The sequence below is a fragment of the Streptococcus mitis genome (assembly GCF_000722695.1).
Classification (GTDB): Bacteria; Bacillota; Bacilli; order Lactobacillales; family Streptococcaceae; genus Streptococcus; species Streptococcus mitis_O.
On sequence record NZ_JPFU01000009.1, the window covers coordinates 113,724 to 127,772 of the forward strand.

Here is a 14,049-nt window from a genome sequence, read left to right on the forward strand (position 1 = left end):
ATAAAAATATACAGGAGGCCTGATAAAATGGCAATCGTTTCAGCAGAAAAATTTGTCCAAGCAGCTCGTGACAACGGTTATGCAGTTGGTGGATTTAACACAAACAACCTTGAGTGGACTCAAGCTATCTTGCGCGCAGCAGAAGCTAAAAAAGCTCCAGTTTTGATCCAAACTTCAATGGGTGCTGCTAAATACATGGGTGGTTACAAAGTTGCTCGCAACTTGATCGCTAACCTTGTTGAATCAATGGGTATCACTGTACCAGTAGCTATCCACCTTGACCACGGTCACTACGAAGATGCACTTGAGTGTATCGAAGTTGGTTATACTTCAATCATGTTTGACGGTTCACACCTTCCAGTTGAAGAAAACCTTAAATTGGCTAAAGAAGTTGTTGAAAAAGCACACGCTAAAGGTATCTCAGTAGAAGCTGAAGTTGGTACTATCGGTGGTGAAGAAGACGGAATCATCGGTAAAGGTGAATTGGCTCCAATCGAAGACGCTAAAGCAATGGTTGCAACTGGTATCGACTTCTTGGCAGCTGGTATCGGTAACATCCACGGTCCTTACCCAGCAAACTGGGAAGGTCTTGACCTTGACCACTTGCAAAAATTGACAGAAGCTCTTCCAGGATTCCCAATCGTATTGCACGGTGGTTCAGGTATTCCTGATGAGCAAATCCAAGCAGCTATCAAACTTGGTGTTGCCAAAGTTAACGTTAACACAGAATGCCAAATCGCATTCGCTAACGCAACTCGTAAATTTGCTCGTGACTACGAAGCAAACGAAGCAGAATACGATAAGAAAAAACTCTTCGACCCACGTAAATTCTTGGCTGATGGTGTAAAAGCTATCCAAGCATCAGTTGAAGAACGTATCGACGTATTCGGTTCAGAAGGTAAAGCTTAATCTAGCTGAACAGTACAGATGAAACCTGCCCATTGGGTGGGTTTTTGTTTACACATAGGGGTTAAGATTACGAGAGCGTTTCATGGTCAATAGTTTTCTGTGTTACTGCTTTTTATCGGATAGGCTAATCTAATCTTTCAACAGTGTAATAGTGGTATTTCGTTTTCAAAAAACATTTAATTGACAAGTAATGTAAATTGCTGTACAATTACAGTACAAATCGTAAGTGAGGTGATAAGAATGGGAAAAACAGCTACAATTAGTGTTCGAGTTGATGAATTAGATAAACAATCAGCTGAACAGGTTTTGAAGCAGCTTGGTATGCCGATATCAACATTAGTTACACTATTATTGAAACAAGTATCATTAACGAAGAAGATCCCTTTTGATATTGCATTGCCAGATGTACCTTCATCAATGAATGTAGAGGAAATGACAGCTGAACGATTTGGACAAATGATGGTTGAAGCTTATCATGAAGCAGAAAATGGTCATGTTCGATCTGTCAATGAGTTCTTTAAAGAATTTAAGGAACGGAACGTATGACTAAAATAACTATTAATATTTTAAAAAGAGCTGAAGGAGATATGGAAGCCATTTATCATTATATCGCAGATGAGCTTCAATCTCCGAAAACTGCTATGAGTCACTTTGAAGCTATTGCAGAAGGGATTAAAACCTTAGAAATATTTCCTGAAAGATGTGCTATTGTAGAGGAATTGCTCAGTTTAGATATTAAAGTTAGACGACTACTAGTAAAAAATTATTCAGTGTTTTATCGTTTTGATAAGGATACAGTTACTATCTTGAGAGTGTTACATCAATCAAGTAGCTTGGACAGATTACTGTTTGAAATCGGGAACAAATCCGATTGACATATACGTATTTAGTCCGATTATATTCTATTTCATGGCACTTATATATAGTAGATTGAATCTAAAATAGTACACTGCGACTGCTAAAAATATTTCTAGAAATTAGATTGACTTTCCTAAGCGAGTTGTTCATACCTTATTCAATCTACTATAAAATCATAATTAAAGCTTTTTAAGAAATATGGAAAAACTATTCATTATGCTCCAGATGCTAAATCTTAATCTAGCTGAACAATACATACAGAACCTGCCCATTGGGTGGGTTTTTTGTGTCTGAATATATAGCGAATATACTGTAGATGAAGCAATCTTAAGTTGCTAAAAGGACTTATTTTTTGTACAATAATGCTATGAAAATACTAAAACAATGTAGTCTGGCCTTCCTTAGTTTCATTCTTTTGTTTTTACTAGCTACATTCATCTTTCACCGTATCAGTTTGGAAAAGGAACAAGCCTCACTGACACCTATAGGACAACAAGTTCTCGTAAATGGACATCAAATAAATGTTTACGTTGAAGGGGATGGTCCTGAGACTATAGTAGTTCTCTCAGGTGCTGGTATTGCTTCTCCTATATTGGACTTTAAAGAAGTATCGGAATCCTTATCGAAACGGTATAAGGTAGTCATCGTGGAGCGAGCAGGGTATGGTTATAGTGATGATAGCAATCATTCAAGAGATGTGATGGAGGTTTTGTCTGAGACGCGTCAAGCTCTTTCACAAGCAAATGTCAAAGGTCCTTTTATCATTTTGTCTCATTCCATGGCTAGTCTTGAGAGTTTAGCTTGGCAGGAAAAATATCCTGATGAAGTGAAAGACCTGGTTGGGTTAGATTGGGCATTGCCAGCTAGTTATGAGAATTTAAAGCAAAATCAGGCCTTAATTACTGTGGCATTTTGGAGCAGCAAGATTGGCTTATTACGCTACTTCCCTGAGTCCTTTTATATAAAAAATCCAACTCTGATCGAAAGTGAACGGAAACAATATAAACTTCTAGCTTATAAGCAGTTGATGTCACAAGCCATGCTTCATGAATCCCAAACGGTAAAGGAAAATGCCAAGAAAGTTTCCTCAAACATTAATCCGAAAATTCCCATCTTACTACTGGTGTCTAACGGTCAAGGAACTAGTTTTAGCCAATCAGAATGGCAGTATTTTTCAGAGAAATTTGCTAGTGAACAGTCTAATGTGAAAGTCATCTATATGGATGTACCACACGACCTTTATCATTATCAAAATCATGAGGTTGTTTCTCGTATTGAAGATTTTTTAAAGAGTAATTGAGGGGTTAGAAATCATTTTAGACTGATGACAATCATTAAATACTGAAGGATTAACAGTAGAATCGTGAGTTTTTTCGATTAAAAAAATTCTTTTTCTCAGCCACCAGCCTACCCATTGGGTGGTTTTTTTGGCGTTTTAAGGAGACTATTAAACCAGAATATGGGATTAAAACTATCATTTTATGAGAGAAATCTTTAATTTCATAAACTTTAGGCAAACGCTTGCATTCTAATTTTTATTGGATTATAATAGGTTGGTATAAAGCCTTTTGTAGTAATAAAATGTAGAAGGTGTAGAAAGTAAGGATTTAGAATATTTGTAGTCAAAAATACAATGTTGCTATTCCTTACCATAGGGAGATAGATATGGCAATGATAGAAGTGGAACATCTTCAGAAAAATTTTGTGAAGACTGTTAAGGAACCGGGTTTGAAGGGGGCTTTACGCTCTTTTATTCATCCTGAAAAGCAGACCTTTGAAGCGGTCAAGAATTTGACTTTTGAGGTACCAAAGGGGCAGATTTTAGGTTTTATTGGGGCAAATGGTGCTGGGAAGTCGACAACCATTAAAATGCTGACTGGGATTTTGAAACCAACATCTGGATTTTGTCGGATTAACGGCAAGATTCCGCAGGATAATCGCCAAGATTATGTCAAGGATATTGGGGTTGTTTTTGGACAACGTACCCAGCTATGGTGGGATTTGGCACTGCAAGAGACCTACACGGTCTTAAAAGAGATTTACGATGTGCCAGATTCGCTCTTCCATAAGCGCATGGATTTTTTGAATGAAGTCTTGGATTTGAAGGACTTTATCAAGGATCCCGTACGAACTCTTTCACTGGGACAACGGATGCGGGCGGACATTGCAGCTTCCTTGCTCCACAATCCCAAGGTTCTCTTTTTAGATGAGCCGACCATTGGTTTGGACGTTTCGGTCAAGGATAATATTCGTCGGGCTATTACTCAGATCAATCAGGAGGAAGAGACGACCATTCTCTTGACCACCCATGACTTAAGTGATATTGAGCAACTATGTGATCGGATTTTTATGATTGATAAGGGGCAAGAGATTTTTGATGGAACGGTTAGCCAGCTTAAGGATACATTTGGCAAGATGAAGACGCTCTCCTTTGAACTGCTACCAGATCAAAGTCATCTCGTCTCTCACTATGAAGGTCTGCCTGATATGATTATTGATAGACAGGGGAATAGCCTCAACATTGAATTCGATAGTTCACGCTACCAGTCAGCTGACATTATCAAGCAAACTCTGTCTGATTTTGAAATCCGCGATTTGAAGATGGTGGATACGGATATTGAGGATATTATCCGCCGCTTCTATCGAAAGGAGCTCTAAGATGGTCAAATTGTGGAGACGTTATAAACCCTTTATCAATGCAGGTGTTCAGGAGTTGATTACCTATCGAGTCAACTTTATTCTTTATCGAATCGGCGATGTTATGGGGGCTTTTGTAGCCTTTTATCTCTGGAAGGCAGTCTTTGATTCCTCACAGGATTCTTTGATTCAGGGATTCAGTATGGCAGATATCACCCTCTACATCATCATGAGTTTTGTGACAAATCTTCTGACTAGATCAGATTCGTCCTTTATGATTGGGGAGGAGGTTAAGGATGGTTCCATTATCATGCGATTGTTGAGACCAGTGCATTTTGCGGCATCTTACCTTTTTACAGAGCTTGGCTCCAAGTGGTTGATTTTTATCTCTGTTGGCCTTCCATTTTTAAGTGTCATTGTGTTGATGAAAATCTTATCTGGGCAAGGGATTGTAGAAGTGCTGGGATTAACTGTCCTTTATCTTTTTAGCTTAACGCTGGCCTATCTGATTAACTTTTTCTTTAATATCTGCTTTGGATTTTCTGCCTTTGTGTTTAAAAATCTTTGGGGTTCCAATCTACTCAAGACTTCAATAGTGGCCTTTATGTCTGGAAGTTTGATTCCCTTGACTTTCTTTCCAAAGGTTGTTTCAGATATTCTGTCCTTACTGCCTTTTTCATCCTTGATTTATACTCCGGTTATGATCATTGTTGGGAAATACGATGCCAATCAGATGCTTCAAGCACTCGCTTTGCAGTTTTTCTGGCTCTTAGTGATGGTGGGGGTGTCTCAGTTGATTTGGAAACGGGTCCAGTCCTTTATCACCATTCAAGGAGGTTAGTATGAAAAAATATCAGCGCATGCATCTGATTTTTATCAGACAATATATCAAGCAAATCATGGAGTACAAGGTTGATTTTGTGGTGGGGGTTTTAGGAGTCTTTTTGACTCAAGGTTTGAACCTCTTGTTTCTTAATGTCATCTTTCAACATATTCCATCCCTAGAAGGTTGGACCTTTCAAGAGATTGCCTTTATCTATGGTTTTTCTTTGATTCCTAAGGGACTGGACCATCTCTTTTTTGACAATCTCTGGGCACTAGGGCAACGCCTAGTCCGAAAAGGGGAGTTTGACAAGTATCTGACTCGTCCCATCAATCCTCTCTTTCACATCCTAGTTGAGACCTTTCAGATTGATGCCTTGGGAGAACTCTTGGTAGGTGGTATTTTACTGGGAACAACAGTGACCAGCATTGCTTGGACTCTTCCAAAATTCCTGCTTTTCCTAGTCTGTATTCCTTTTGCGATCTTGATCTACACTTCCTTGAAAATAGCGACAGCCAGTGTTGCTTTTTGGACCAAGCAGTCAGGAGCAATGATTTACATTTTCTATATGTTTAATGATTTTGCTAAGTACCCCATTTCCATTTACAATTCGCTTCTTCGTTGGTTGATTAGCTTCATCGTGCCTTTTGCCTTTACGGCCTACTATCCTGCCAGCTATTTCTTGCAGGATAAGGATGTCTTCTTTAACATAGGAGGTTTGATGTTGATTTCCCTTGTTTTCTTTGTCATTTCCCTTAAACTTTGGGATAGGGGCTTAGATGCCTACGAAAGTGCGGGTTCATAAATAATAGAATATTAAAGCCTTGTCTCAGGACAGGCTTTTTCTAATAGAGATGAAAATATCTTAACATCTATTCTCAGAGTGCTATACTGTAAGTGTAATCGCCGATTTAGCTCAGTTGGTAGAGCAAGGCACTCGTAAAGCCTAGGTCACAGGTTCGATCCCTGCAATCGGCAAAGTGAAGAAGCTCATTAGGGCTTCTTTTCTTTTATCTTAACGATTTAACCACTTAGATCGTAATATAGACCAGATAGGCAAAAGACCTTGTTCTTGGAACTACCCTCTGCTATAATGATTTTTGTAAGGGACGTGAGGTGTCAATATCAAATAACTCAAGTTCCTAAAAAAGAAATTGGAGATAAAGAAATGAAAAAATTATTGGGAATTGTATTTTTACTAGCAGCAGCGACAGTATTGTATTTTGGTTCTGTAGGCTGGCCAAGTTTGGATGTCAACCTATGGTCACTGATTCCGGTAGGGTTGTTCATCTTTTTCACTCTAGAGAATCTTTTGAAAAAGGATTACAAGGCTAGTCTGATGTGTTTGATTATCGCCTTTATTATTGCGAATGCAATTTTGGATCTGTTGCCAATTTCAAGTGGCTTGGTAATTGGAGCAGGTGTGCTAGCTTGTGTAGGTATTGGTTACCTATTTCTTGATAAAGAGAGTAAATAGAAATTATTGAAAAATAGATAAAGAAAAAACACTTCAACCACTGTATTTTAGTTTGATTGAGGTGTTTTTGATTTCATTTTTTTATTTCTGAGCCATTAATTCAACAATCATCTCGATATACATGACAAGGGTCAATAAGAATCCTGCACGCCAGAAGAATTTGATGAATTTAGGATAGTAAAAGCTACGTTTTTTCAAAAGAAAGAAAAAAACGAGGATAATGGCTAGGAGTGAGAGGGCTAGTCCCAGTCTAGGGAGAAAATTATGGGTAAAGGTTTTAGCTGTGATCAGGTAATACTCAAATACCAAGACTGGAAAAGCCAGATCCGCAAAGTTGCGTCCTAGTTTTTTTAATCTAAAAAGTTTGGTTATGATAATGCAGACGACTAAAGTCAGTATCAATAACAAAATAGATGCTAATTTCATTAAAATCATATCCATATTGTATCATAAAAAATGGCTAATGGAAATGAGAAACAGAGGAATTTATAGGAAAGTCAGGCTTTTGAGATTGTGGGTGTTTTTTGTTATAATGAAAGTTATGAAATCTTATAATACCTTGAATGATTATTATCGAAAACTCTTTGGAGAAAAGACCTTTAAAGTCCCTATTGATGCGGGATTTGACTGTCCCAATCGTGATGGAACTGTGGCTCATGGGGGCTGTACTTTTTGTACGGTTTCAGGTTCTGGAGATGCTATTGTAGCACCAGATGCGCCTATCCGTGAGCAATTTTATAAGGAAATTGATTTTATGCACCGCAAGTGGCCGGATGTTCAGAAGTATCTGGTTTATTTTCAAAATTTTACCAACACCCATGAAAAGGTGGAAGTGATTCGAGAGCGCTATGAGCAGGCTATCAATGAGCCAGGTGTAGTAGGAATCAATATAGGAACACGGCCAGACTGTTTGCCAGATGAAACAATCGAATATTTGGCTGAGTTGTCGGAACGCATGCATGTGACGGTTGAATTGGGCTTGCAGACTACTTATGAAACAACCTCTGATCTGATTAACCGCGCCCACTCCTATGAATTGTACGTGGAAACGGTTAAGCGTTTGAGAAAGTATCCCAAAATTGAGATTGTTTCCCATTTGATCAATGGTTTACCTGGTGAAACCCATGAGATGATGATTGAAAATGTCCGCCGCTGTGTCACGGATAACGATATTCAAGGAATTAAACTGCACTTGCTTCACCTTATGACCAATACTCGTATGCAACGGGATTACCACGAAGGACACTTGCAGTTGATGAGTCAGGACGAATATGTTAAGGTCATCTGTGACCAACTGGAAATCATTCCCAAGCATATCGTCATTCATCGAATCACGGGAGATGCACCTAGAGATATGCTGATTGGTCCTATGTGGAGCCTCAATAAATGGGAAGTGTTAAATGCTATTGAAACTGAGATGCGACGTCGTGGAAGTGTACAAGGATGTAAGGCTGTAAAACAGGAGTTTGAAAATGAAAAGACCACTTGAGATGGCACATGATTTTTTGGCTGAAGTAGTGACAAAAGAGGATATCGTTGTGGATGCGACAATGGGAAATGGCCACGATACCCTTTTTTTAGCCAAGCTAGCCAAGCAAGTCTATGCCTTTGATATTCAGAAGCAAGCCTTGGAAAAAACCCAAGAGCGTTTGGACCAGGCTGGTTACACAAATGCCCAGTTAATCTTGCAAGGCCATGAGACTCTGGACCAGTTTGTGACAGAAGCCAAGGCAGGGATTTTTAATCTGGGTTATCTGCCGTCGGCTGATAAGTCCGTCATTACCAAGCCTCAGACAACTATTGAAGCCTTAGACAAGCTGTGTCGTTTGCTTGTCAATGGTGGACGGATTGCCATTATGATCTACTATGGTCATGAGGGAGGAGATATTGAGCGAGATGCTGTCTTGGATTTTGTTAGCTGGTTGAATCAACAAGAGTACACAGCTGCCATTTATCGAACTTTAAACCAAGTCAACAACCCACCATTTTTAGTGATGATTGAAAAATTAGAGAGATATAGACATGGATAAACAATACCTACGTGAAAAGCTAGATGCCATGCGCCAGAATTTTGTTGAGTCAACAATCCACGAACGTGCAGTGGGTGTGTTAGACCAAGCGCATATGAGCAAAAAAATGCTTAAAATCAAGAAAAAATTAGTAGCTCTTGAAATGGAACGGTGCCAGCGAAAAATTGAGCACAAAGATTGTTCCAAGATTGATCAAAAGATTAAAGAGCAGAAGGAGATATTTGAATCCTGTTGTAAAAAAGATTAAGGAGGAAGTGCGTGGAATTACTGATTTACCTCATCCTATTTTTACTGGTTTTGATTGTCTCGAGTACAACCAATAAACTCCTGCCCTTTTTGCCTCTCCCTTTGGTGCAAATTCTTTTGGGAATCGTGATTGGTCTCTTTTTACCCAATACCGACTTTCACCTCAATACAGAGTTGTTTTTGGCCCTAGTTATCGGGCCCTTGCTTTTCCGAGAGTCGGAGGAAGCAGATATTACGGCTATTTTAAAACACTGGCGAATCATTGTTTATCTCATATTTCCAGTGATTTTCATCTCGACCCTGAGTTTGGGTGGCTTGGCTCATCTTCTTTGGCTCAGCCTTCCCTTGGCAGCTTGCTTGGCTGTTGGGGCAGCCCTTGGCCCTACGGACTTGGTTGCCTTTGCCTCTCTTTCGGAGCGTTTTAGCTTTCCTAAGCGCGTGTCCAATATCCTTAAGGGTGAAGGACTCTTGAATGATGCTTCTGGCTTGGTGGCTTTTCAGGTGGCTTTGGCTGCTTGGACAACAGGAGCTTTTTCCCTTGGACAAGCTGGTAGTTCGCTTATCTTTTCAATCCTAGGCGGTTTTTTGATAGGCTTTGTAACAGCCATGACCAACCGTTTCCTCCATACCTTCTTGCTAAGTGTTCGCGCAACGGATATTGCCAGCGAGCTCCTTCTAGAATTGAGTTTGCCTCTAGTGACCTTCTTTCTAGCAGAAGAAGTTCACGTTTCAGGGATTATTGCTGTTGTAGTTGCTGGGATTTTGAAGGCAAGTCGCTTTAAGAAAATTACGCTCCTCGAAGCCCAAGTGGATACGGTGACCGAAACAGTCTGGCATACAGTGACCTTTATGCTCAACGGTTCTGTCTTTGTGATTTTGGGGATGGAGTTAGAAATGATAGCAGAACCTATCTTGACCAATCCAATCTATAATCCCTTACTTTTATTGCTATCTCTTGTCGCCCTTACCTTTGTCCTCTTTGCTATTCGTTTTGTCATGATCTATGGCTATTATGCCTATAGAACCAGACGACTCAAGAAAAAGTTAAATAAGTATATGAAGGACATGCTTCTTTTGACCTTCTCAGGTGTCAAGGGAACGGTGTCGATTGCTACGATCCTTCTGATACCAAGTAATCTAGAGCAGGAATATCCAATCTTACTTTTCCTTGTTGCAGGTGTGACGCTTGTCAGCTTTTTAACAGGTCTCGTGGTCTTACCTCATCTTTCTGATGAACAGGAAGAAAGTAAGGATTATCTCATGCATATCGCTATTTTAAATGAGGTTACTTTAGAGTTAGAAAAGGAACTTGAAACTCATAAGAATAAGCTCCCTCTCTATGCAGCCATTGACAATTACCATGGACGAATAGAGAATCTTATCTTGAGTCAAGAAAATAAGGGGGCTCAAGAAGACTGGGAGACCTTGAAACTTCTCATCCTCAGTATTGAAAGTGATGGTCTGGAACAGGCCTACGAAGAAGGCAAGATGAGTGAGCGTGCCTATCGAGTCTACCAACGTTATCTGAAAAACATGGAACAAGGTATCAATCGTAAGTTTGCTTCACGAGTGACCTATTATTTCCTTGTTTCCTTGCGGATTTTACGTTTTCTCCTTCACGAAGTCTTTACCTTAGGCAAGACCTTCCGTAGTTGGAAAAATGAAGAATCACAGAAACTCAGAGCCCTTGACTATGACCAAATTGCAGAGCTCTATCTAGAAAATACAGAGATGATTATCGAAAGTCTGGAGAATCTTAAAGGGGTTTATAAGAGTTCTTTAATCAGCTTCATGCAGGATTCTCGTCTCCGAGAAACAGCTATTATCACCAGTGGTGCCTTTGTCGAACGGGTTATCAATCGCGTCAAGCCCAACAATATCGATGAAATGCTGAGAGGCTATTATCTGGAGCGCAAGTTGATTTTCGAATACGAAGAAAAACGATTGATTACGACCAAGTATGCCAAGAAGTTACGACAAAATGTCAATAACTTAGAGAACTATTCCTTGAAGGAAGCTGCCAATACCCTGCCTTATGATATGATGGAATTGGTAAGAAGAAATTAATCAAAATTGTAAGTGAAGGAGTGTGACATGAAGAAGTGGTGGAAAGAGCTGACAGACAAGCCTTTAGTAAAAGCTTTTTTGCATTATTATCAAGCATCAGATAGTGAGTTGACCAGTGTCGCAGTAGCCTACTATTGGTTGATTTCGATTTTTCCCCTGCTTTTGGTGGTGATCAATATCCTCCCTTATTTTCAAATTCCAGTTTCCAATTTTTTAAAGGTCGTTAATGAATTCTTGCCAGAAACCATGTATGATGTGGTCGCAAAGATTATTACAGAGGTGCTGACCCAACCGTCAACGGGCTTATTGAGTTTTGCGGTTTTGTCAGCCCTCTGGACCTTTTCAAAATCCATGAATTTCCTACAGAAAGCCTTTAATAAAGCTTACAGAGTAGCTAAAAATCGTGGAATGATTTCCCGTCAGCTCATGAGTTTGTTTGTCAGTTTTGGCTTGCAGATTCTCTTTGCTCTTGCTCTCTTTCTGAGTATTTTTGGCCGCATGCTCCTCAACCTCATCAAAAGCTACTGGAAATCGGATAGTCCTCTCTTTGATTATCTGCAGGATCTGACAGGCCCCTTGGTTTATGCCTTGATTTTTGCCATCTTGGTTATGCTTTATTATTTCCTGCCCAATGTTAAGGTGCGACGAATTCGACATGTATTGCCAGGAAGTGCCTTTGTCTTGTTGACCTTGGTCTTACTACTTAATATCTTTTCAGTCTATGTTAACAATTATGTCAATCACATAGTGGACGTGCGTTTTTTCAGTTCTGTCGTAGTGGTGGTCATGATGTTCTGGTTTATTCTCATCGCTAAGATTTTGATTGTCGGTGCGGTGATCAATGCTAGTGTGCAGAGTTTGAAAGATCTGAATTTTAGAAAAGACTAACGAATTTTTAATTCATTACAAAACGCATAATATCAAGGTTGATGTGTACTGACCCCAAAAAGGCGGCAAAAAGCAAGCACCTGCAAGCAACGTGCCGAAATGGTCAAATCCTGATTATGTCAACGAATTAGACCCAAAAATCGTTGATATGCTAGTAGAATTTCACAAGTCGCAAGGCACTTTGGAAACTCCCGAGGCGCAAGCAGAAATCGCCCAAAAACGTGAAGAAATCGAGCAAAGGAGAGCTGAGCTTGAGGCTAAAAAACAAGAACTTTTGAACCGCTTGAACAAATAGAGTTTCGCAAGTATTATGCTTACAAATTACTTGAGCAATTAACTAAAATATAAACCCTGCCTATATATAAAGGCAGGGTTTATATTTTAGAAATTCACGTAGGTTGTTTCGGTTTTTTCATACCCAGTATAATCTGAGTTTCTATAGTATCCAGTGATAAACTTCCATTTTCTTTGAGCAACATGGATATAAGTATTTGTTATGTAGTATGGATATGGGCTTTGTGACTCCAAGTAACTCTCATAAGCTTGCGCACCAATATATGCTCCACTAATTATGCCACTCCATGGGCCACCCACCATAGAACCTATAATAGCAAAAAACGCGGATATTCCAGATTGAATCATGAAGTTAGCGAATGTGTTGGCTAGTTTATTCCCATGTATTGTGTTGACGTAATTCCAAACATTAGGGTCGTATGATCTAAAAGATATATTTAGGTCGATTTCATTCTTTTGATAAGCCATATAAAATGACCCATTGACATAGACACCATCAGCACGTTGTTCAATAGTGTCTACACTTCCATCTGGATTGACCACCTCAAGAACTTCATCACTTAAAATATTTACTTGCGTATCTCCGAACTGCACTGATGAGCCATTCTTAAACTGAGTCTCACCAGATACAACTTTAGAGTTTGCCGATAAGCTATCATCAGCAAAAACAACAAGCGACGGGGAAATGCTAGACATACAGAAAACTGACATAACTAGCAAACACATGCATTTAAACATCTTAGACATAACGGAAACTCCTTTTTATTTTTGATTTTTTTCAACTTTTATTATACAATAAAACCAAATAAAAAGAAAGCGGTAACAATATGCTTAATGTGAAAATTTTTTATATATTTTTCTTTTTGATCTTTGTCGAAACTACAGGCTTGTTGTTGTTGAAAAACGGTCTTGAAAGAGGTTATTTAGATACAGGAGCTATTATCCTTGCAGTTTTTTCATTTGCGTTCTACAACCTATGTTCATTCGGTTGGGTCTACTTTACAATAAAAAACCATAAAAAATAAATAGACGTATTTTCAAAAAAAGATTGCATATTTATCTCAGCAAAACGACGATTTAAATCGTCGTTTTTTTGTAGTACGACGGGCATGTCGTATATCTGAGGTGTAAGTCCTCCGTGGGCACCCGCTACCGGTGAACCCAATAGCGATTCCCAAGCCTGACTATCGTGAGGTAGCGGGGAGAGGAAGGGATAGCGAAATCGTGGCTCTACGAACAGGAACGTGATAGTAAGGCGTATATAGCGGATAAGGGGGCTTCAAACTCTAAAGTCCAAAAAGGTAGTCGTAACCTATATGCGTAAATCACGAGAGTAAACGAGGAAAGATGTACAACTTATCCCGTGAGGTCTCATGAGCGCTGAAAGCGTAGTAACAACGAATCATGAGAAGTCAGCCGAGCCCATAGTAGTGAGGAAACTTCTGTAATGGAAGTGGAGCGAAGGGGTGAACAACTAATTGAAGTAATCCTACTTCACTTGTGTCTGTAAAACGAACGGTCTGATAGAACTGGACTCTATCACGTATTGACTAGATGAAGGTTCACCAATATAAGATGTCCCTCAGGCACCAAAACAAGAAAGGAATACGCACATGTCAAAATTGCTAGATAAGATATTATCACGCGAAAATATGCTGGAAGCCTACAATCAAGTAAAATCCAATAAGGGCTCAGCTGGGATTGATGGAATTACTATCGAAGAGATGGATAATTATCTCAGACAAAACTGGCGCCTGACTAAGGAACGGATAAAACAAAGAAAATATAAGCCTCTACCAGTTCTCAGAGTTGAGATTCCC

At 39.4% G+C, this 14,049-nt stretch carries 17 protein-coding genes and 1 tRNA gene; 16 read left to right on the plus strand and 2 right to left on the minus strand.

What is annotated here, in order from left to right; translation table 11 throughout:
• The first annotated feature begins 27 nt into the window (after positions 1–27).
• The 9 genes from SK629_RS03670 (at position 28) to SK629_RS03710 (ending at position 6,704) form a co-directional block, all read left to right on the plus strand.
• Positions 28–909 (plus strand): class II fructose-bisphosphate aldolase, encoded by an 882-nt coding sequence (locus SK629_RS03670; RefSeq protein WP_001018999.1) that lies wholly within the window; start codon positions 28–30, stop codon positions 907–909.
• A 240-nt stretch (positions 910–1,149) separates the two neighbouring features.
• Positions 1,150–1,455 (plus strand): type II toxin-antitoxin system RelB/DinJ family antitoxin, encoded by a 306-nt coding sequence (locus tag SK629_RS03675; protein ID WP_042900630.1) that lies wholly within the window; start codon positions 1,150–1,152, stop codon positions 1,453–1,455.
• Positions 1,452–1,784, plus strand: coding sequence for a type II toxin-antitoxin system RelE/ParE family toxin (locus SK629_RS03680; protein ID WP_042900631.1), 333 nt, complete (start codon positions 1,452–1,454; stop codon positions 1,782–1,784). The genes SK629_RS03675 and SK629_RS03680 overlap by 4 nt, the downstream gene beginning before the upstream one ends.
• A gap of 350 nt (positions 1,785–2,134) precedes the next feature.
• Positions 2,135–3,067 carry an alpha/beta fold hydrolase gene (locus SK629_RS03685; protein WP_050492345.1) on the plus strand — a complete coding sequence of 311 codons (933 nt, stop codon included), beginning with the start codon at positions 2,135–2,137 and terminating at the stop codon, positions 3,065–3,067.
• A gap of 365 nt (positions 3,068–3,432) precedes the next feature.
• Positions 3,433–4,425 carry an ABC transporter ATP-binding protein gene (locus SK629_RS03690; protein WP_042900632.1) on the plus strand — a complete coding sequence of 331 codons (993 nt, stop codon included), beginning with the start codon at positions 3,433–3,435 and terminating at the stop codon, positions 4,423–4,425.
• A gap of 1 nt (position 4,426) precedes the next feature.
• Positions 4,427–5,245: an ABC transporter permease gene (locus SK629_RS03695; protein ID WP_042900633.1), complete on the plus strand. Its 819-nt coding sequence runs from the start codon at positions 4,427–4,429 to the stop codon at positions 5,243–5,245.
• Between the two features lies 1 nt (position 5,246).
• Positions 5,247–6,032, plus strand: a complete 786-nt coding sequence (locus tag SK629_RS03700; RefSeq protein ID WP_042900634.1) for an ABC transporter permease — start codon at positions 5,247–5,249, stop codon at positions 6,030–6,032.
• 100 nt (positions 6,033–6,132) lie between these two features.
• Positions 6,133–6,205: transfer RNA gene (locus tag SK629_RS03705), tRNA-Thr, on the plus strand.
• Positions 6,206–6,395: 190 nt separating this feature from the next.
• The gene (locus SK629_RS03710; RefSeq protein WP_042900635.1) at positions 6,396–6,704 is read left to right on the plus strand and encodes a hypothetical protein; all 309 of its coding nucleotides are present in this window, start codon (positions 6,396–6,398) and stop codon (positions 6,702–6,704) included.
• An 81-nt stretch (positions 6,705–6,785) separates the two neighbouring features.
• Here the strand turns inward: SK629_RS03710 and SK629_RS03715 are convergent, their stop codons facing one another.
• Positions 6,786–7,145, minus strand: a complete 360-nt coding sequence (locus SK629_RS03715; protein ID WP_012972478.1) for a DUF3397 family protein — start codon at positions 7,143–7,145, stop codon at positions 6,786–6,788.
• A gap of 91 nt (positions 7,146–7,236) precedes the next feature.
• Here SK629_RS03715 and SK629_RS03720 point away from each other — a divergent pair, with 91 nt between their 5' ends.
• The 6 genes from SK629_RS03720 to SK629_RS03745 all read left to right on the plus strand — a co-directional run bounded on the left by SK629_RS03720 (position 7,237) and on the right by SK629_RS03745 (position 12,230).
• Positions 7,237–8,193, plus strand: a complete 957-nt coding sequence (locus SK629_RS03720) for a TIGR01212 family radical SAM protein (protein WP_042900637.1) — start codon at positions 7,237–7,239, stop codon at positions 8,191–8,193.
• Positions 8,177–8,734, plus strand: a complete 558-nt coding sequence (locus tag SK629_RS03725; protein WP_033683342.1) for a tRNA (mnm(5)s(2)U34)-methyltransferase — start codon at positions 8,177–8,179, stop codon at positions 8,732–8,734. The genes SK629_RS03720 and SK629_RS03725 overlap by 17 nt, the downstream gene beginning before the upstream one ends.
• Entirely contained in the window at positions 8,727–8,981 is a 255-nt protein-coding gene (locus SK629_RS03730; RefSeq protein ID WP_033683343.1) for a hypothetical protein, read from the plus strand. The genes SK629_RS03725 and SK629_RS03730 overlap by 8 nt, the downstream gene beginning before the upstream one ends.
• Before the next feature lie 11 nt (positions 8,982–8,992).
• Positions 8,993–11,047 carry a cation:proton antiporter gene (locus SK629_RS03735; protein WP_042900638.1) on the plus strand — a complete coding sequence of 685 codons (2,055 nt, stop codon included), beginning with the start codon at positions 8,993–8,995 and terminating at the stop codon, positions 11,045–11,047.
• Between the two features lie 27 nt (positions 11,048–11,074).
• Positions 11,075–11,935 carry a YihY/virulence factor BrkB family protein gene (locus SK629_RS03740; RefSeq protein ID WP_042900639.1) on the plus strand — a complete coding sequence of 287 codons (861 nt, stop codon included), beginning with the start codon at positions 11,075–11,077 and terminating at the stop codon, positions 11,933–11,935.
• 91 nt (positions 11,936–12,026) lie between these two features.
• Positions 12,027–12,230 carry a hypothetical protein gene (locus tag SK629_RS03745; RefSeq protein ID WP_042900640.1) on the plus strand — a complete coding sequence of 68 codons (204 nt, stop codon included), beginning with the start codon at positions 12,027–12,029 and terminating at the stop codon, positions 12,228–12,230.
• Positions 12,231–12,316: 86 nt separating this feature from the next.
• Here SK629_RS03745 and SK629_RS03750 read toward each other — a convergent pair whose 3' ends face one another.
• Positions 12,317–12,925: a hypothetical protein gene (locus SK629_RS03750; protein ID WP_050492346.1), complete on the minus strand. Its 609-nt coding sequence runs from the start codon at positions 12,923–12,925 to the stop codon at positions 12,317–12,319.
• Between the two features lie 917 nt (positions 12,926–13,842).
• Between SK629_RS03750 and SK629_RS03760 the strand changes: the two genes are divergently transcribed.
• A partial coding sequence (locus SK629_RS03760; RefSeq protein WP_042900643.1) for a hypothetical protein occupies positions 13,843–14,049 on the plus strand: 207 nt, incomplete at its 3' end.